The 18,815-nt window shown below is 38.6% G+C and carries 14 protein-coding genes; all 14 read right to left on the bottom strand.

Annotated elements, in window-relative coordinates; all coding sequences use genetic code 11:
• Positions 1–50 precede the first annotated feature (50 nt).
• Entirely contained in the window at positions 51–2,165 is a 2,115-nt protein-coding gene (gene pnp / locus ACVWXS_RS00715; protein WP_427418465.1) for a polyribonucleotide nucleotidyltransferase, read from the bottom strand.
• A gap of 271 nt (positions 2,166–2,436) precedes the next feature.
• Positions 2,437–2,706, bottom strand: a complete 270-nt coding sequence (gene rpsO / locus ACVWXS_RS00710; protein ID WP_049668484.1) for a 30S ribosomal protein S15 — start codon at positions 2,704–2,706, stop codon at positions 2,437–2,439.
• Between the two features lie 386 nt (positions 2,707–3,092).
• The gene (ribF, locus tag ACVWXS_RS00705; RefSeq protein ID WP_456955351.1) at positions 3,093–4,049 is read right to left on the bottom strand and encodes a riboflavin biosynthesis protein RibF; all 957 of its coding nucleotides are present in this window, start codon (positions 4,047–4,049) and stop codon (positions 3,093–3,095) included.
• A 12-nt stretch (positions 4,050–4,061) separates the two neighbouring features.
• Positions 4,062–4,973, bottom strand: a complete 912-nt coding sequence (gene truB, locus ACVWXS_RS00700; RefSeq protein ID WP_456955349.1) for a tRNA pseudouridine(55) synthase TruB — start codon at positions 4,971–4,973, stop codon at positions 4,062–4,064.
• Between the two features lie 143 nt (positions 4,974–5,116).
• A complete protein-coding gene (rbfA, locus tag ACVWXS_RS00695; RefSeq protein WP_368635425.1) occupies positions 5,117–5,458 on the bottom strand; it encodes a 30S ribosome-binding factor RbfA in 342 nt (113 codons plus the stop codon).
• Between the two features lie 107 nt (positions 5,459–5,565).
• On the bottom strand, positions 5,566–5,844 hold the full coding sequence (locus ACVWXS_RS00690) for a DUF503 domain-containing protein (protein ID WP_285394631.1): 279 nt from the start codon (positions 5,842–5,844) through the stop codon (positions 5,566–5,568).
• Positions 5,844–8,117 carry a translation initiation factor IF-2 gene (infB, locus tag ACVWXS_RS00685; RefSeq protein ID WP_456955346.1) on the bottom strand — a complete coding sequence of 758 codons (2,274 nt, stop codon included), beginning with the start codon at positions 8,115–8,117 and terminating at the stop codon, positions 5,844–5,846. The genes ACVWXS_RS00690 and infB overlap by 1 nt, the downstream gene beginning before the upstream one ends.
• A gap of 14 nt (positions 8,118–8,131) precedes the next feature.
• On the bottom strand, positions 8,132–8,440 hold the full coding sequence (locus ACVWXS_RS00680) for a YlxQ family RNA-binding protein (RefSeq protein ID WP_368635427.1): 309 nt from the start codon (positions 8,438–8,440) through the stop codon (positions 8,132–8,134).
• On the bottom strand, positions 8,437–8,715 hold the full coding sequence (gene rnpM / locus ACVWXS_RS00675; protein WP_456955344.1) for an RNase P modulator RnpM: 279 nt from the start codon (positions 8,713–8,715) through the stop codon (positions 8,437–8,439). Before rnpM ends, ACVWXS_RS00680 begins: the two co-directional genes overlap by 4 nt.
• Positions 8,716–8,903: 188 nt before the next feature.
• Positions 8,904–10,040: a transcription termination factor NusA gene (gene nusA / locus ACVWXS_RS00670; protein WP_456955342.1), complete on the bottom strand. Its 1,137-nt coding sequence runs from the start codon at positions 10,038–10,040 to the stop codon at positions 8,904–8,906.
• 30 nt (positions 10,041–10,070) lie between these two features.
• Entirely contained in the window at positions 10,071–10,541 is a 471-nt protein-coding gene (rimP, locus tag ACVWXS_RS00665; protein WP_427496909.1) for a ribosome maturation factor RimP, read from the bottom strand.
• Positions 10,542–10,897: 356 nt separating this feature from the next.
• Positions 10,898–15,229, bottom strand: coding sequence for a PolC-type DNA polymerase III (locus ACVWXS_RS00660; protein WP_456955339.1), 4,332 nt, complete (start codon positions 15,227–15,229; stop codon positions 10,898–10,900).
• A 424-nt stretch (positions 15,230–15,653) separates the two neighbouring features.
• Positions 15,654–17,360 carry a proline--tRNA ligase gene (locus ACVWXS_RS00655; RefSeq protein WP_456955337.1) on the bottom strand — a complete coding sequence of 569 codons (1,707 nt, stop codon included), beginning with the start codon at positions 17,358–17,360 and terminating at the stop codon, positions 15,654–15,656.
• 183 nt (positions 17,361–17,543) lie between these two features.
• On the bottom strand, positions 17,544–18,812 hold the full coding sequence (gene rseP / locus ACVWXS_RS00650; RefSeq protein ID WP_456955335.1) for an RIP metalloprotease RseP: 1,269 nt from the start codon (positions 18,810–18,812) through the stop codon (positions 17,544–17,546).
• Between the last annotated feature and the right edge of the window lie 3 nt (positions 18,813–18,815).

Raw genomic sequence — 18,815 nt, 5'->3', positions numbered from 1 at the left:
GCTTGATTTAAAAAAGGCTACGCATTATACGCAGCCTTTTCTACAATTTTTTATTTATCTTGCTCAGCGCGTTCTTTTTCCTCTTGTATAACTACTTTACGAGATAAATTCACACGACCTTGCTTGTCTATTTCAATAACTTTTACAAGTAATTGATCGCCAAGTTTCAATACATCTTCAACTTGTTTTGTACGTTCCTCTTGAATTTCAGAGATGTGAAGTAAGCCATCTTTACCTGGGAATATTTCACAGAACGCACCGAATTTTTCAATACGTTTAACTGTTGATAAGTAATACTCGCCAACTTTTGCTTCACGTACGATATCTTCGATAATTTGTTTTGCACGAGCGTTCATTTCTTCATCTGCAGAAGAGATGTAAATTGTACCATCTTGCTCTGTATCAATTTTCACGCCAGTTTCTTCAATAATTTTGTTAATTTGTTTACCACCAGGTCCGATGACATCGCGAATTTTATCAGGATTAATTTTCACGATTACAATTTTCGGTGCAAATGCAGATAATTTTTCACGTGGTTCTGCAAGAGTAGCAATCATTGATTCTAAAATATGCATACGGCCAATTTTAGCTTGTGTTAATGCTTCTTCTAAAATATTGCGTGATAAACCATCAATTTTAATGTCCATTTGAAGTGCTGTTACACCTTTAGCTGTACCTGCAACTTTAAAGTCCATATCTCCAAGGTGGTCTTCCATACCTTGAATATCAGTTAAAATAGAGTAATGTTCACCTTTTTTAATAAGACCCATTGCAATACCTGCTACAGGTGCTTTTAATGGAACACCAGCATCCATCATCGCTAACGTTGAAGCACAGATAGAAGCTTGCGATGTAGAACCGTTTGACTCAAGTACTTCTGATACACAACGGATTGTATATGGGAATACAGATTCATCTGGAATAACCGCATCAAGAGCACGTTCTCCTAGTGCACCATGACCTATTTCACGACGACCTGGTCCACGAATTGGTCCAGTTTCCCCTACAGAGAATTGCGGGAAGTTATAGTGATGCATAAAGCGTTTTGATTCTTCCACACCTAAACCGTCGATAATTTGTACATCACCAAGTGCACCTAATGTACAAATAGAAAGGGCTTGTGTTTGTCCACGCGTAAATAATGCTGAACCGTGAGTACGTTGCAATAAGCCTGTTTCAGAAGAAAGTGGACGGATTTCGTCTAACTTACGACCATCTGGACGAACCTTATCTTCTGTAATCTGACGACGTACTTCGTCTTTAACCATTTTATCTAGCATTGTATAAACTTGCTTCATTGTTACTTCATCCGCTTCTTGCTCTTCATAAGAAGCAATAACACGGTCTTTTACCGCTTGAATAGCCTCATCACGTGCATGTTTTTCAGCAGTTTGAATAGCATCATGCATGTCAGTCTCACAAGCTGCTTTTATATCTGATTGAATCGCTTCATCAATTTCAAATAATGTTACCGGTAATTTTTCTTTCCCTACTTCTGCAACAATTTGCTCTTGGAAAGCAATAATTTTTTTGATTTCTTCATGACCGAACATAATGGCTTCTAGCATTATTTCTTCCGGTACTTCTAGTGCACCTGCTTCAACCATGTTGATAGCATCCTTGTTACCTGCTACAGATAAATGGACTGTTGATTGATTAGATTGTTCCACTGTTGGGTTCACAATAAATTTACCGTCAATATATCCAACTTGTACACCTGCAATCGGTCCGTCGAATGGAATATCCGAGATAGTTAACGCTAATGATGAACCAAGCATTGCAGCCATTTCAGACGTGCAATCCGAATCGTTAGACATAACCATTGAAATCACTTGTACTTCATTACGGAAACCGTCTGGGAACATCGGACGAATTGGACGGTCAATTAAACGGCTTGCTAGTATTGCTTTTTCAGATGGACGTCCTTCACGCTTAATAAAGCCACCAGGAATTTTACCTGCTGCATATAAACGTTCTTCGTAGTTTACTGTTAATGGGAAGAAATCAAGTGGTTTCGGTGATTTTGACATTGTTGCTGTTGAAAGTACAGATGTATCACCATAGCGTACTAATACGGCCCCATTTGCTTGTTTTGCTAACTGTCCAACTTCAATTACAAGTGGACGGCCAGCCCATTCATAGGAATAGACTTTCTTTTCGTTCATTCAATGAACCCCTCTCTATTATAAAAACACTTACTTCGTCTGTATGTACTAATAGTAAGTGTACCAAAAATGCTTGTTCTATGCTAAATATTTCATGAAATAATCATACATTTAAATTCAGTTATTGCCAATTTATTTAGGATTTATTTCTGTATTTTATTGGAACAGTGTTCTTTTGCTTAAAATTAATGTCATATATGCTTTTTTTCTCAATAATAAAGTTTATTAAACATAAAGAAAAAGCGGGATTAATCCCGCTTTTCGATGACAATTAGCGACGTAAGCCTAAACGAGTGATTAGTTCACGGTAACGTTGTACGTCAGTTTCACGAAGATATTTTAATAAGTGACGACGACGACCTACCATTTTAAGAAGACCACGCTCAGAGTGGAAATCTTTTTTGTGTGTACGTAAGTGAGCGTTTAGAGCGTTAATTTCCTCTGTTAATACTGCAACTTGTACTTCTGGAGAACCAGTGTCACTTTCGTGAGTACGGAACTCAGCAATAAGTTCATTTTTACGTTGTTTTGAAATAGCCATTTGTATGGACCTCCTAAATAATTTTTAATCCCCATTAGCACAGTAAACGTTGGAGTCATCGATATACCGAGCTAAGGTTAAGCATATTATGCACTTATGAATGTTACCATAAATCAATAGGTCAAGCAAGCGTTAACGTCATCCTATTCATATGTTAAAGTAGTTTTAATGTGCATTAACTCAATAAAATATGACTCATCACCATAAAGTGGGGTTGGTTTCCGTTCCGGCTGGGGGCGTCCGATGAGCCGCTTGGGCCTACACGATGTAGGTCACGAAGGCGTTATCACAGGACGTGATGGTTTTAGCCTTCGTTCCTCTATTCGCTGATCCCCAAGGAGTCGCCCAGCCTCCACTCCAATCAACTTATATTCATGGTATACGCTTTAACTTTTGGTAATAACCTTAAAATATTCAATCGCTTCTTGTTTATCTTTTTCGATTTGTACTTTCAAAGCTTCAATACCATCGAATTTTCGTTCACTTCTTATACGTTTATACCAAGCGACATGCACTTCTTCACCGTAGATGTTTTTTTCGAAGTTTAATATATGGACTTCGATGGACAATTGCTTGTCGTTTGGATCTTTAAATGTTGGTTTATAGCCTACATTACATACACCATCATACCAATTATTTTGGACAAGTAAACGAACCGCATACACACCGCTTGCTGGAATATAAGTACCCTCTAATGCTTGAACATTTGCAGTTGGGAAACCTATTGTACGACCTCGCTTATCACCATGGACAACGATACCCGTAATTTCAAATGGTCGTCCTAAAAGCAATCTTGCTTCTTCCATATCTCCCTCTTGCAAAAGCTTACGGATACGTGTAGAGCTAATTTTTTCGATGTTGTCGGTTTTCTTGTCAACAACCGTCACACCATAATCGCCATTACTCAATGTACGCATATCTTCCATTGTGCCTTTACCAAAAGCACCAAAAGAATAATCAAAGCCAGCTGTAACATGTTGGATGTTCAACCCACGAATAAATGTATCAATAAATGCAACAGGTGAGAGCTTTGCAAAATCAGATGTGAAATGTACAACAAATACTGTATCTACACCTTGTTCTTCAAAAAGCTGTAATTTCTGCTGTAGTAACGTAATATAAAAAACTTTTTCGTTACGTCCGCCTAGCACTACAGAAGGATGTGGATCGAATGTCATAACAGCTGTTGGAATTTGAAGCTTGTCTCCTTCTTCCTTCGCTGCTTTAATAACTGTCTGATGCCCTCTATGTACACCATCAAAAAAGCCAAGTGCCAATGAATATGGCTGCATGCTTTCTCGTTGCTGTAGTTGATGTGGGTATTTTAAATGAATGACCTCCATACAAAAATCCTCCTACTCTATCGTCGGAAACATCTTATGTGGCTTCATAAACCCTTCCTTTGTAGGATGGGCTTGATACACCGCCATTGCTTTCCCATTGATTCCAAAAACAATTTTATCATGTATCTTTAATAATGCATCTGCGGGAAGCACTTGTCCATTGAAAATTTCTTTTTCATTAGCAGAAGTTATCTCAATGTATGGATAATCTGTTAGTGCATACTCAACTGGTAAAATGCATGTATCGATTTGTTCAGCCTCCATCAGCTCAGCAACTTGCGCCAATGTAAAGCAATTTTCTTGCGTAAATGTACCTGAAGCTGTGCGTATGAGCTCTTTCATATGTGCAGGATAGCCAAGTGCTTCTCCAATTTGCACAGCTAGTGTACGAATATACGTCCCTTTACTACAGGCTATTCGGACTGGAAATATAATGTCTTGACCTTCATATATCTCTACATCTTCTAGCAACTCTAATGCATAAATAGTAACCTGACGTGAAGGTCTTTCTACTATTTCACCTTTTCGAGCATATTCGTAGAGACGTTTACCATTTACTTTGACAGCTGAAAACATTGGTGGTGTTTGAGTAATGACACCTGTTAACGAAGCTAAAACTTCTTGCAATTGAGTACGTGTGAACTTTTTAATCGTATGATCTTGCTCAACCGTTTCTCCTTCTGCATCCTCAGTTGTCGTTGTACGGCCAATTGAAATCACGGCTTCATAGGTTTTTCCTGCATCCGTTAAATATTCTGCAATACGTGTTGCTTGACCTATACAAATCGGAAGAACACCCTCTACACCTGGGTCAAGCGTGCCTGTATGTCCTACTTTTTTAGTACGTAAAATTTTTCGCAATTTAAAGACGCAATCATGACTCGTCATGCCACGTTCCTTCCACAGCGGTAAAATACCGTTCATAAACTTCCTCCTTAAATCAATTCATTTTTCGTATATTTGATTGTTTGCTTCATTTTATCTAAGAAAAATCTGCAATAGCATTTCTATGAATGTAAAAAGTCTGCCTGCATAAACATGCATTTGGCAGACTTTTTATGTTAGGCTTATTCTTTGTGTAAATTACGTAGCAATGAATCAATACGGTTCCCATATTCAATCGATGAATCGAATTCAAAGATTAGTTCTGGTGTACGACGTAAACGGATTCGTGTACCGATTTCTGAGCGAATGAAACCAGAAGCCTTTACTAAAGCTTTTAGTGTTTCCTCTTTTTCACGTTCATTGCCTAGAGTTGTAATATAAATGGTCGCTTGCTGTAAATCACCTGTTACCTCAACACCAGTAACAGTAACGAAACCAACACGCGGATCTTTTATTTTACGTCCAATAATTTCACCAAGCTCTTTTTTCATTTGCTCAGCGACACGGTTTGAGCGTAGAGACATAGTTTGTCACCTCAATTTCGATGTACAGATCGTTGTGTCCTTCACTTGCACAAATATTTACTCGCAAGGTAAGGCTTAATCACGCATAACACAACATCTTATGTTACTTATAGATAGTCTCGCCACACATCTAGCTGTTCCCATGATGGATTTGACTGTAAGTAATGGAGCGCATGATTAATTTCCCGCTCTGCTGCTTCTTTTGATGAAGAAACAGCAACAAGCGCTAATTTCGTGCGTTGCCATACATTTTGATGGTCAATTTCCGCAATGGATACATTAAATTTTTGCTTCGTGCGGGTAATCATACGCTGTAGAACAGCACGTTTTTCCTTCAACGAATGGGCAGTTTGAATAATAAATTCAACCTCTGCATAAACAATCATTATACGCGTTTAACTTCTTCCATAATGTAGGCTTCAATAATGTCGCCTTCTTTAATATCGTTGAAGTTTGTAATTGTAATACCACATTCGTAACCTTTTGCAACTTCTTTAACTTCATCTTTGAAACGTTTTAGTGTATCTAATTCACCTTCAAAAATTACTACATTTTCGCGGATTATACGTACGCCAGAATCACGAGTTACTTTACCTTCTGTTACGTATGAGCCAGCAATAGTACCAACTTTTGATACTTTAATTGTTTGTCTAACTTCTGCTTGACCAATAATTTTTTCTACGAATTCTGGATCAAGCATACCTTTCATTGCTTGTTCAATTTCCTCGATTACTTTATAGATAATGCGGTGTAGACGAATATCTACGCCCTCTTCTTCTGCTGCACGTTTTGCATTAACATCTGGACGAACATTGAAACCAATAACAATTGCATTTGAAGCCGCAGCAAGAGAAATATCTGATTCTGTAATCGCCCCAGCGCCAGTGTGAATAATTTTCACGTTTACGCCTTCAACATCAATTTTCATTAATGATGCAGCCATAGCTTCTACAGTACCTTGAACGTCAGCTTTAACAATTAAGTTTAGCTCTTTCATTTCGCCTTGACTCATTTGTTCGAATAAGTTATCAAGCGTTACGCGTTGTTTTTCTGAGCGTTGTGCTTGAATCGCTGACATTGCACGAGTTTCCCCAACTTGGCGTGCTGTTTTTTCGTCTTCAAAGACAACGAAACGGTCACCAGCCTGTGGTACATCATTTAAGCCTGTGATTTCTACTGGCGTTGATGGTCCAGCTTCTTTCACACGACGGCCTTTGTCATTCACCATTGCACGTACTCGCCCATAAGTATGGCCGACAACAATTGGATCCCCAACTTTTAATGTTCCATCTTGTACTAAAAGTGTTGCAACAGAGCCTCGACCTTTATCTAGTTGTGCTTCAATTACTGTACCAAGTGCTAAGCGATCTGGGTTCGCTTTTAATTCTCCAACTTCAGCGACAAGTAAAATCATTTCTAATAATGTGTCAATGCCTTCACCTTTTAATGCTGAGATTGGTACGAAAATAGTCTCTCCGCCCCAAGCTTCCGGAACTAGACCATGCTCCGTTAACTCTTGCATTACACGGTCTGGATTAGCTGAAGGTTTATCCATTTTATTGACTGCAACGATAATTGGTACTTCTGCTGCTTTTGCGTGGTTAATTGCTTCAACTGTTTGTGGCATAACACCATCATCTGCAGCTACCACTAAAATTGTTAAGTCTGTTACTTTCGCACCGCGTGCACGCATTGTTGTGAAAGCTGCGTGTCCTGGTGTATCAAGGAACGTGATTTTTTTGTCGCCCTCAGTTACTTGATAAGCACCGATATGCTGAGTAATACCTCCAGCCTCTACAGCTGTAACTTTTGTATTGCGAATAGAGTCTAATAATGTAGTTTTACCATGGTCAACGTGCCCCATTATTGTCACTACAGGAGGACGTTCTGATAAGTCCGCCTCGTTAACTTCTTCTGTTTGCTCGAAGTGTGTTTCTAAATCCGTAATATCTACACGAATTTCTTCTTCAACTTCTACACCATAGTCTGCGCAAATTAATTCAATTGCATCCTTATCTAATTCTTGGTTAATTGTTGCCATTACACCAAGCATAAATAATTTTTTAATAATTTCTGATGGTTCACGGTGCAGTTTTTTTGCTAATTCTGCTACTGATAGTGATTCAACAAAAGTAATTTTTTCTGGTAATTCCTTTTGTTTCACTGGTAGACTTGGTTGATGTGTTTTTGGATGGCGACGTTTTCCGCCGTGAATTCCTGGTTTTGGACGTTGGTTGTAACCACCGCCACCTCTGCGATTATTATTATTATTATTATTATTTTGTGTCATATTTCGATTTTGGTTACCTTTTATATTCTTAGATTTTTCGTTAGACGAATTTGAGTTTTGATGCGTTTGTTGCTGATTATTAACTTTAGGCTTAGAAGTAGCAGATTGCTGCCTTTGCCCTTCTTGCTTTTTCACCGATTGCTGTGGTTTTTGTTGGCCATTAGCTTGTGATTTTTGCGATACGTTTTGAGTAGGATTCTTCACTTCTTTTGTAGCTTTAAATGATTGGTTTAACTTTGATACCATGTCTTTTTCTAACATTGACATATGATTGGTTACACTCACATTTAATTGATTTAGTGCATCAATAACCTCTTTACTCGTTTTATTCACTTGTTTCGCATATTCATGAACTCTGATTTTGGTCATCTGCTCACCCCCGATTATTTTTCGTTGAGTAGACTAGACAATTTGCTTGCAAAACCTTTATCGGTAATAGCTAAAGCCACTCGGGCCTCCTTACCTGTAGCATGTCCTAGATCATAACGATCACCAATTACATGATACTCAACGTTATAGTACGTGCATTTATCTTGAATTTTTTTGCCAGAGTTTTTAGAAGCATCGTTTGCAAGCAGTACTAGCTTAGCATTCCCATTGCGGACTTCCTTTACTACTAACTCTTCTCCTGAAATAACTTTACGTGCTCTTGCCGCTATCCCAAGCAAATTAAACACTGCTTGATTCATCATATAATAGACTCCCTACGAATTAGCATAATAAGCTCATCGTAGACTTCTTCAGGGATTTTCACATCAAGTTGGTGCCCTAAAACATTTTTCTTTCGGGCAATTTCAATCGCCTTTTCCGATTTAGACACATAGGCACCACGTCCGGGTTTTTTTCCGGAAACATCAACACTTACCTCGCCCTCTTTCGAACGAACGACACGAATCATTTCCTTCTTAGGTAGCATTTCTCCAGTAGCTACACATTTTCGAAGAGGTACTTTTTTATTAATAACCATAAGAATCACCTTTCCTCTCTGAAGCTTGTCGTAAGAGGTGGACTAGCCATGCTCTACCTTGGTCAGAGTCCAGATTTACAATCAATAAATCCATGACAATTTCCGTTGTAGGCTCTGCCATTATTCAGTCGGCGCAACCCAACGCCCACTGAATAATGGCAGCTAACTAGTCACACGGGCTTTCTTACTTATTCTTCGTCGTCTTGATATAAGTCAACTGCAACATCAGCAAAATCACTTTCTTCATCCTCAGCAGGTATGAAAGTGCTTGTAGCAGATGGATAAATACCTGACTCACGAGCATCTGTTTCACTCTTAATATCAATTTTCCAGCCAGTTAGCTTTGCAGCTAAACGTGCATTTTGACCACGTTTACCAATTGCTAATGATAATTGATAGTCTGGTACGACAACCGTAGTAGATTTTTCTTCTTCATTTACTTGAACATCTAAAACCTTCGATGGGCTAAGTGCATTTGCTACAAAAACAACTGGATCTTCTGACCATTCAACGATATCGATTTTTTCGCCGTTTAATTCATTTACAATTGTTTGTACACGGGCGCCTTTTGCTCCTACACATGAACCTACTGGATCTATCTCTTCGTTATGTGCATGAACAGAAATTTTAGAACGATCTCCTGCTTCACGAGCAATTGATTTGATTTCTACAATACCTTCATAGATTTCAGGTACTTCCATCTCAAATAAGCGACGTAATAAACCAGGATGTGTACGTGAAACAATGACTTGTGGTCCGCGTGTTGTACGTTCAACCTTTGTAATATAGACCTTGATACGATCATGTGGACGATATGTTTCACCTTGAATTTGTTCGTTTTGTGGTAAGGCAGCCTCTACTTTTCCTAGACCTACGTAAATATTACGAGCATCTAGACGCTCAACTACACCAGTGACGATATCATCTTCACGATCCACATATTGCTCGTAAATTAGGCCGCGTTCTGCCTCACGTACACGTTGAGTAACAACTTGTTTCGCTGTTTGTGCGGCAATACGACCAAAGTTTCGTGGAGTCACTTCTTGTTCAACCACATCTTCTAACTGGTATGCAGGATTGATAGCCTTTGCATCTTCAACAGAAATTTCTAAACGGTCATCCTCTACCTCTTCAACAACATCTTTACGTGAAAAGACACGGATAGAACCCTTATCTAAGTTTAGGTCAACACGGACATTTTGTGCTTGATTGAAGTTGCGTTTGTAAGCTGTAACTAATGCCGCTTCAATCGCTTCAATTAACACTTCTCTTGAAATTCCTTTTTGTTCTAGCGCATTGAGCGCATCTAACAAATCACTACTCATTTTGTTTTCACTCCTAAATATGCATTATGCTTAAAAATCGATAGCTAGTCGTGCCATTGCGATTTTTTCTTGTTCAATTGTCACTGTAATTTTACGCGTTTTAATGCGTACTTCTATCACTAATGTATGTTCATCATATGACGTTAAGTAGCCTTGGAATTCCTTCATGTCCTTGACGGGCTCATAGGTTTTAACATAAATAAATTTGCCAATCGCTTTTTCAAAATCAGCATCTTTTTTTAATGGACGTTCTGCTCCAGGTGAAGAAACTTCTAAATAATAGTTTTGTGTAATTGGATCATTTTCATCCAATAGCAAACTTAGTCGTTCACTAACTTGAGCACATTGTTCAATGTCAATTCCACCCTCAGGTGTATCCACATAAACACGTAAAAACCAGTTACGTCCTTCTTTTACGAACTCGACATCCACTAACTCAAGATTCAACTCTTCAACAATCGGTTTAGCGAGCTCTTCAATTAAAGATGGTACTTTGCTCATTGTTTCCTCCTGCATCTATCAAATTCTGGCGTAATAAAACAGAAATTCCACCAGTAGCTTTGGTGAAATTTAACGGTCTTACCTGCTGTTAGTAAAAAATTTGTTTTGCTACGGTATAACAACAGAAAAGAGCGGGAAGGCCCCACTCTTTTGCTGGAAAACTATCAACAAATTATTACCATAAGGATAGCATAGTTTACAGCACAATGCAAATTTCCTTTTTCTAGACATCTATTAGGCAAAGCCATAATTGTGTCTGGAATCTGAAATTTGTGCTTAATTTGTTCATAAATCAAATAAGTTATTCATTATTAATGGTGATGTCTTTAGACTATCCGTTTCAATATTGAAGGACATTAGAAAAGTGATAGCTGATTGGCATCAGGCATCCCTTCTAAACAGCCCAATTGATCCATGTATTCTATTAATGTCTTGGATACACGACCACGTTGCTGTAAATCTTCCTTCGATAAAAATTCGCCGTCCTCACGTGCTACCACAATTTGTTTAGCAACGTTCGTACCGAGTCCAGGAATCGCATCGAATGGTGGAATTAAAGAGTTCCCCTCAATGACAAATTCACTAGCCTGCGAACGATATAAGTCCACCTTTTGGAAGTTCATGCCGCGCTCACACATTTCAAGTGCTAGTTCCATTACAGTTAATAGGTTTTTTTCTTTTGTTGAGGCATCTAAGCCTTTCATATTGATTTCATCTATTTTTGCACGAATCATTTGTGGGCCTTGTACCATGGCAATTAAATCAAAATCATCTGCACGTACTGTGAAATACGCCGCATAGTAAAGTATCGGGAAATGCACTTTAAACCACGCGATACGAACTGCCATTAAAACGTAAGCAGCAGCGTGGGCTTTCGGGAACATATATTTAATCTTTTTACATGATTCGATATACCAACCTGGTACCTTATTCGCTAGCATCTCTGCTTCGAATTCTTCTGATAATCCTTTCCCTTTACGCACAGACTCCATAATTTTAAACGCCAGTGACGGTTCTAGCCCTTGGTAAATTAAATACACCATAATATCGTCACGACAGCCAATTACTTCTTTCAGTACACATGTACCATTTTGAATTAATTCTTGTGCATTACCAAGCCACACGTCTGTTCCGTGTGAAAGTCCTGAAATTTGCACAAGCTCCGAAAATGTTGATGGCTTTGTATCTTCAAGCATTTGGCGTACAAAACGAGTACCAAATTCAGGAATTCCAAGTGTCCCTGTCTTACAGCCAATTTGTTTTTCTGTTACGCCTAAAGATTCTGGGGTACTAAAGATTTTCATAACGACCGGATCATCTGTTGGAATGGTTTTTGGATCTATTCCTGATAAATCTTGCAACATCCGAATCACAGTCGGATCATCGTGCCCGAGAATATCAAGTTTTAAAATATTATCGTGAATAGAATGGAAATCAAAGTGGGTTGTACGCCACTCTGCATCCTGTGCATCCGCAGGAAATTGCACTGGTGTGAAGTCGAAAATATCCATATAGTCTGGTACTACGATAATCCCCCCAGGGTGCTGTCCACTTGTACGTTTTACGCCTGTACAGCCTTGCACTAACCGATCTACCTCAGCGCCACGGAAATGTAGGTTGTTATCATTAGCATAGCCCTTAACGTAGCCATACGCTGTTTTCTCTGCAACTGTACCGATTGTTCCAGCACGATATACATAATCTTCACCGAATAAAACCTTCGTGTAGTTATGAGCTTGTGGTTGATATTCACCGGAAAAATTCAAATCGATATCAGGTACCTTATCTCCTTTAAAGCCAAGGAACGTTTCGAATGGAATATCCTGACCATCCTTTTTAAAAGGTGTACCGCATTCTGTACAATCTTTATTTGGTAAGTCAAAGCCAGAGCTTACTGAACCATCATCAAAAAACTCGGAATGCTTACAATTTGGACAAACATAATGAGGTGGAAGTGGATTTACCTCAGTAATCTCCATAAAAGTTGCCACTAATGAAGATCCTACCGAACCACGAGAACCTACTAAGTAACCATCCGCTAATGACTTTTTCACAAGCTTCGCAGAAATTAAGTAAATTACACCGAAACCATGTCCTAAAATTGACTTTAATTCCTTTTCAATTCGGGCTTTCACGATTTCTGGTAGCTCTTCTCCATATATGTGGTGGGCCATTTCATACGTTAAATTTGTTACCTCATCATCAGAGCCTTCAATTTTTGGTGTATATAAATCATCTTTAATTGGCTTAACATCACCAATCATATCGGCGACTTTTTGTGAGTTTGTCACAACTACCTCTTTCGCAAGATCTGGTCCTAAAAAGTCAAATTCCTCAAGCATTTCATCAGTCGTTCTAAAATGAACCTCAGGCAGCTTCGATCTATTTAATATGTTGGCACCACCTTGAGAGCCGATTAGTATTTGTCTGAACTTCCCGTCTATCGGATCTAAGTAATGCACATTACCTGTTGCTACAACAGGTTTATCGATCTTCTTCCCGAGCTTCACTAACTTGCGAATAATATCTTCAAGTGTCCATTCATCACGTACGACATTGCGCTCAATTAACGGTGCGTATACTGCTTTAGGTTGAACTTCAATGTAATCATAAAACCTCGCAACTTGCTCTGCTTCCTCTGGGGATTTATTCATCATGGTTTCAAATAATTCACCGTTGCTACAACCTGAGCCCACTAATAAACCTTCTCTATATTGCTCTAAGATTGCTCGTGTTACACGAGGTACACGATAGAAAGTTTTTGTATGGGCGTGTGTGACTATTTTAAATAAATTCTTTAGTCCAACATTATCTACTGCTAATATTGTGCAGTGCATTGGTCGTCCCTTTTTATAAGCATCTCCACCACCAATATGCTTATTAAAGTCATCATGGTATTTAATATCTAATTCATCTGCATCTTTTAACAGCTGTAAAAGCAAGTAACCCGTTGCTTCTGTATCATAAATAGCTCGGTGATGCTGGGTTAATTCAATATTGAATTTTTTACAAAGTGTATTTAAACGATGGTTTTTCATCGTTGGATAAAGCAATCTGGCAAGCTCCAACGTATCAATAACTGGATGAATTGTTCCCTCTAGCTCAAATTTTTTATAGCCTGTGTATAAAAAGCCAATATCAAACGATGCATTATGGGCTACGACAATACAATCTCCAATAAATGCATGGAACTCCTTAATGACTTGCTCCACTTCAGGCGCGTTTCGTACCATATCATCTGTAATACCTGTCAATTCAATAGTCGTCGCTGACAATGGGTGATGTGGATTGGCAAAGCTTTCGTATTTGTCGATCACATTTCCATCTTTAATCTTAACTGCAGCAAGCTCAATAATAGTATCGTAAGCAGTAGATAGACCTGTCGTCTCTACGTCAAACACGACATAGGTAGCATCAGCTAATAATTGGTGCTCAGGAGCATAAGCAATCGGTACACCATCGTCTACTAAATTAGCTTCCAAGCCGTAAATAACTTTTATTCCATGCTTTTTCCCTGCTGCATAAGCATCTGGGAAGGATTGCACAACAGCATGGTCGGTAATAGCCACGGCCGGGTGACCCCATTTCGCAGCCTGCGCAACAAGTCGATCAACTGGTGTCACAGCATCCATTTGACTCATTGGTGTATGCAAATGCAATTCTACTCGTTTCTCTCCCTCTGGTGCCTTGTCCTGTCGTGTTGCTTTTTTGATTTCATTAATATCATTTGCCATGACGATTAAATCACGAATAAATGTGTCAGTTTGTACGGAGCCTCGGACTTTTACCCACATACCCTTTTTCAAATATTGCATAAGTTCCGCATCATCATTATCACGCGAGAACATTTTTACAACGATGGAATCCGTATAGTCGGTAATTTTAATTTGCAATAAAGAACGGCCGCTTTTTAGTTCTTTAACTTCTGTATCAAAAACAAATCCTTCAATAATAACACGGCGTTCTTCTTCAACAATGCGTTTAATTTCCATAGTTTCATCGTCTTTAATTAACATACCGAGCTGGAATGGACGGTCACCAAGGTTAGCAATGGCTGGATTTTCTTTCTTCTCCTGCTCACGCTTTTGGAAATCTTGTATCGCTTGCTGAGATAAAGCCGCCTCCTCTAATTGCTTCTGTTCTCTGAAAGCTTTCTGCGCCGCAATCATTTCTTCCGATTGATCTTGAAGCACAAAATCTATTGCAATGTGTGGGAAGCCAAATTGACTATAGCTCTCGGAAAGCTTTTCTGCATACTTTGTTTTCAGCATCATAAATTCCATTTCTTGCATGCAGGATAATGTAATTTTTTGCCCATTCCACATTGGCATTTGCGATACGAGGCAATTTTTTAAAGTTGGCGCCATCTCATCTATTTGCTCTACTACAGTTAACCAATATCCTTGAACAAGCTCCTCCGTAACATTTTTTTCTACCGTATCAAAAGTGGTGTGAATTTGAGCGATAGCTGAAAATTTTTCAGTCAAACGAGTACGAAAAAGTTGGTATAGCGGAAAAGGGAGTATATCTCGTAATTTAATGGTAAAATTCCATAGCCTGTTCTTTTTGTGTACGGTTAACCGTGATAATTCACCCTCTTCAAAAAAGGACATATACACATCATCTGTTAACTCTAGTTGCTGCAAGAACATTTGAAACCTCATTCTTGCTTCTTGTTGCTGTTCCAATCTATTGACACCTACTTTCAGAAAGAGGCAGTCTTAAAGCCCCTTGTTTTATTTCCTGACCAACGTTTACGAATCAAAGAAAAAATTCGCTCCCTTTCCGCAGGTGACCGTCAAGCCTCACAAATCCTAAACATCTATGAATTCATGCTTGGCTCGCTGTCCCTGGGAAGTGGCGCGAATTTATTATCTATTTAATGCCATTTCCATCCTTTTTGGGACAAGCATTTAAAGGAAAATCAATTATGCCTTGGCATAATTGCGTCTGGGATCGGCTTTGTGCTTGCACAAAGAACTCCTCTCCGATTCCATGACATCCGCCGGAGGCATTAACTTCTTTCAGCTGTGCTTGGACACCCACTAAAAAGTAGCTTAAAACCCGTATTCATCTCACCACCATTGAGATGGAGACTTCAGCTGAAAGGAGTTAATTTTTGCGGAAAAATTCATTTAAGCGATCAATGACCTCTTCTTTTTTCCATTCAAACGTTTCACCTGTTTGACGGAATTTTACTTCAACAATACCTTCAGTTGCTTTTTTACCTACTGTTACACGGACAGGTAATCCAATTAAATCAGCATCTGCAAATTTAACCCCAGCGCGCTCAGCACGATCATCTATTAGCACATCATAACGGTATGATTTCAATAAGCCATACAGCTCATCAGCTAAGGCTACTTGTGTTTCATCCTTTGTATTAACAGGTACAACATGGATATCATAAGGCGATAATTGTGTTGGCCAAATAAAACCATTTTCATCTTGGAAATGCTCTGCAACAGCAGCTAAAATACGTGATACACCAATACCGTAGCAGCCCATAATAAATGGCTGTGTCTTCCCTTGTTCGTCTAAGAATGTACCATTCATTTTTGCAGAGTAAGTTGTTCCTAATTTAAAAATATGTCCAACCTCGATACCTTCTGCAAATTTGATAGTACCTTGTCCATCTGGAGATGGATCACCCTCTTGAATAAAACGAATATCTAAGTATTCATTTATTGCAAAATCACGCTCTGGATTAACGCTTACTAAGTGGAATCCATCCTCATTTGCACCAGCTACACCGTTACGGATTGATTTAATAGCATTGTCAGCTACTACTTTTATGTCTACTGGTAATTTAACAGGACCGATTGAACCAACTCCGCAGCCTAATAAATTACGGATTGCCTCTTCACTAGCAAGTTCAACAGAATCAGCATTAAGCGCATTTTTCAGTTTAATATCATTAATTTCGTGATCTCCACGAGCAAGTACCACAACTAATTCACCATCAACGTCAAACACTAATGATTTAATGACAGTTGAAGGCTCAACATTTAAGAAAGCCGATACTTCTTCGATTGTTTTTTGATCAGGTGTTGCCACTTTTTCTAGGTCTTTTAATGCTTCATCTGATGGTTGATAGTCTACAAGAACTTCTGCCATTTCGATGTTCGCAGCATAATTAGACGTGTCAGAATAGGCAATTGTATCTTCTCCAATTTCGGAAAGCACCATAAATTCATGTGTACCTTTACCACCGATTGAGCCTGCATCAGCAATAACTGCACGGTAGTTTAAACCAAGGCGAGAGAAAATATTTGAATAGGCACGATACATATCATCATATGTTTCATCTAAGCTTTCACGTGTTGCATGGAAAGAATATGCATCTTTCATAATAAACTCTCTGCCTCGTAGCAAACCAAAGCGAGGACGTTTTTCATCACGGAATTTAGTTTGAATTTGATAAAGTGTTAACGGTAACTTTTTATATGATTTAATTTCATCACGTACTAAAGTTGTAATCACTTCTTCATGTGTTGGTCCTAATGCAAAATCGCGATCATGACGGTCTTTCAAACGCATTAATTCTGGTCCGTATTTTTCCCAGCGACCTGATTCCTGCCAAAGTTCCGCAGATTGTAACGAAGGCATTAAAAGCTCAATTGAATTGATTGCTTCCATTTCTTCACGAACAATATTTTCTATTTTTGTCAACACACGTTTTGCAAGCGGTAAATACGAATATACCCCACTTGTATTTTGACGAATAAACCCTGCACGTAGTAATTGCTTATGTGATTTTACTTCTGCATCAGCAGGTACTTCACGTAGCGTTGGGATTAATGTTTTACTTTGCTTCATTAAGTGTTCCACCTTTTTTAATAAATATGTTTTTATACTCTAATTAGCATAAACAAATTTAGCTTTGAGCGCAATGTTTCAAAAAAATTGCGCTCAAAGCTATCTTTTCAATCAGTTTTCACCTTGGCGTCATGTAACATTCGCTAGGGCTTTTTCTAAATTATGTTTTACTTGATAATTTAGTTAAAAGAAAAATCGTTGTATATCGTTCCATGTAACTATGACCATTAGAATCATTAATAGTACGATACCTACAAAATGCACAAGACCCTCTTTTTGACGATCAATTGGCTTACCACGTAATGCTTCGTAGCCGAAGAATAATAGACGACCACCATCAAGTGCTGGAAGCGGTAGTAAGTTCATAATTCCAAGGTTAATACTTAACATTGCAGCCCAATTCATTAAATTCATGAATCCATATTGAGCTACTGCTTCTGTAGCTTTATAAATGCCAACTGGACCAGATAGAGCATCTATCGTGAATTTACCGGTAACTAACATACCGAGCAACTCAAATATTCGAACCGTCATATTATAGGTTTCTTGAGCGCCATAAACAACTGCCTTCAATGGATTAAATTCACGTGGGCTCTCGTACTTAACACCAATTTGACCAAACGTCTCACCCGTATTTTCATCTTTCATTTCTTTAACCGTCATTGGAAGATTTTTTGTTTGTCCATCTCGTTCAATTGTTACATTAATTGTTTCACCTGGACGATCTTGTACATTTCCAGCTAAATCTTGCCATTTTTCAACCGCTTGTCCGTCGATAGCAGTTACTTTATCGCCGGCAACCATTCCTGCCTGTGCAGCTGGATCATTTGCTACAACTTCAGTTATGATTGGCTCATACGTAGGTACCCCGTAAAATAATCCAATTAGCAAATAAATAACAAAAGCTAAAATAAAGTTAAACAAGGGACCTGCAAAGATTGTCATGGCACGTTGACCAACTGTTTTAGCGTTAAATTGACGATCATATGGTGCAATTAACGTTTCTCTACCGTTTTCTACGAGCATACAATCTCTTGCAACATTGTAACGAACTAATTTTTCTTCTTCATCATAGCCTTCTACAAACAATTCTTTTTCTAAATCGGCACGCTCAACTTCTAAAAATAACAAATCTGGTAATTGCTTATTATTTTGATTGAAGATAATTTTCTTCACTACATTATCTTCATCTACAATAAGCCCTACGCGGTAGCCCGGCTGTAATTCGGCGCCATCCATGTCTTCACCAGCCATACGAACGTATCCACCAATCGGCAATAAGCGTATCGTATAGATTGTTTCACCATGTGTTTTCCCATAAATTTTTGGTCCCATACCAATGGCGAATTCTCGAACCATGATTCCTGCGCGTTTCGCAAACAAGAAGTGACCAAATTCATGGAAGAATACGAGTAGGCCAAATATTAAAATAAATGCAATAGCTGTTTGCATAAT

It is taken from the genome of Lysinibacillus sp. TE18511 (assembly GCF_054062295.1).
This window is presented reverse-complemented; position numbering and strand designations above follow the sequence as displayed.

What these genes read in the sequence shown, in the direction of transcription:
- pnp (WP_427418465.1), bottom strand. Translation starts at nt 2,165, where the DNA reads ATGAACGAAAAGAAAGTCTATTCCTATGAATGGGCTGGCCGTCCACTT.
- rpsO (WP_049668484.1), bottom strand. Translation starts at nt 2,706, where the DNA reads ATGGCTATTTCAAAACAACGTAAAAATGAACTTATTGCTGAGTTCCGT.
- ribF (WP_456955351.1), bottom strand. Translation starts at nt 4,049, where the DNA reads ATGGAGGTCATTCATTTAAAATACCCACATCAACTACAGCAACGAGAA.
- truB (WP_456955349.1), bottom strand. Translation starts at nt 4,973, where the DNA reads ATGAACGGTATTTTACCGCTGTGGAAGGAACGTGGCATGACGAGTCAT.
- rbfA (WP_368635425.1), bottom strand. Translation starts at nt 5,458, where the DNA reads ATGTCTCTACGCTCAAACCGTGTCGCTGAGCAAATGAAAAAAGAGCTT.
- ACVWXS_RS00690 (WP_285394631.1), bottom strand. Translation starts at nt 5,844, where the DNA reads ATGATTGTTTATGCAGAGGTTGAATTTATTATTCAAACTGCCCATTCG.
- infB (WP_456955346.1), bottom strand. Translation starts at nt 8,117, where the DNA reads ATGACCAAAATCAGAGTTCATGAATATGCGAAACAAGTGAATAAAACG.
- ACVWXS_RS00680 (WP_368635427.1), bottom strand. Translation starts at nt 8,440, where the DNA reads ATGATGAATCAAGCAGTGTTTAATTTGCTTGGGATAGCGGCAAGAGCA.
- rnpM (WP_456955344.1), bottom strand. Translation starts at nt 8,715, where the DNA reads ATGGTTATTAATAAAAAAGTACCTCTTCGAAAATGTGTAGCTACTGGA.
- nusA (WP_456955342.1), bottom strand. Translation starts at nt 10,040, where the DNA reads ATGAGTAGTGATTTGTTAGATGCGCTCAATGCGCTAGAACAAAAAGGA.
- rimP (WP_427496909.1), bottom strand. Translation starts at nt 10,541, where the DNA reads ATGAGCAAAGTACCATCTTTAATTGAAGAGCTCGCTAAACCGATTGTT.
- ACVWXS_RS00655 (WP_456955337.1), bottom strand. Translation starts at nt 17,360, where the DNA reads ATGAAGCAAAGTAAAACATTAATCCCAACGCTACGTGAAGTACCTGCT.
- rseP (WP_456955335.1), bottom strand. Translation starts at nt 18,812, where the DNA reads ATGCAAACAGCTATTGCATTTATTTTAATATTTGGCCTACTCGTATTC.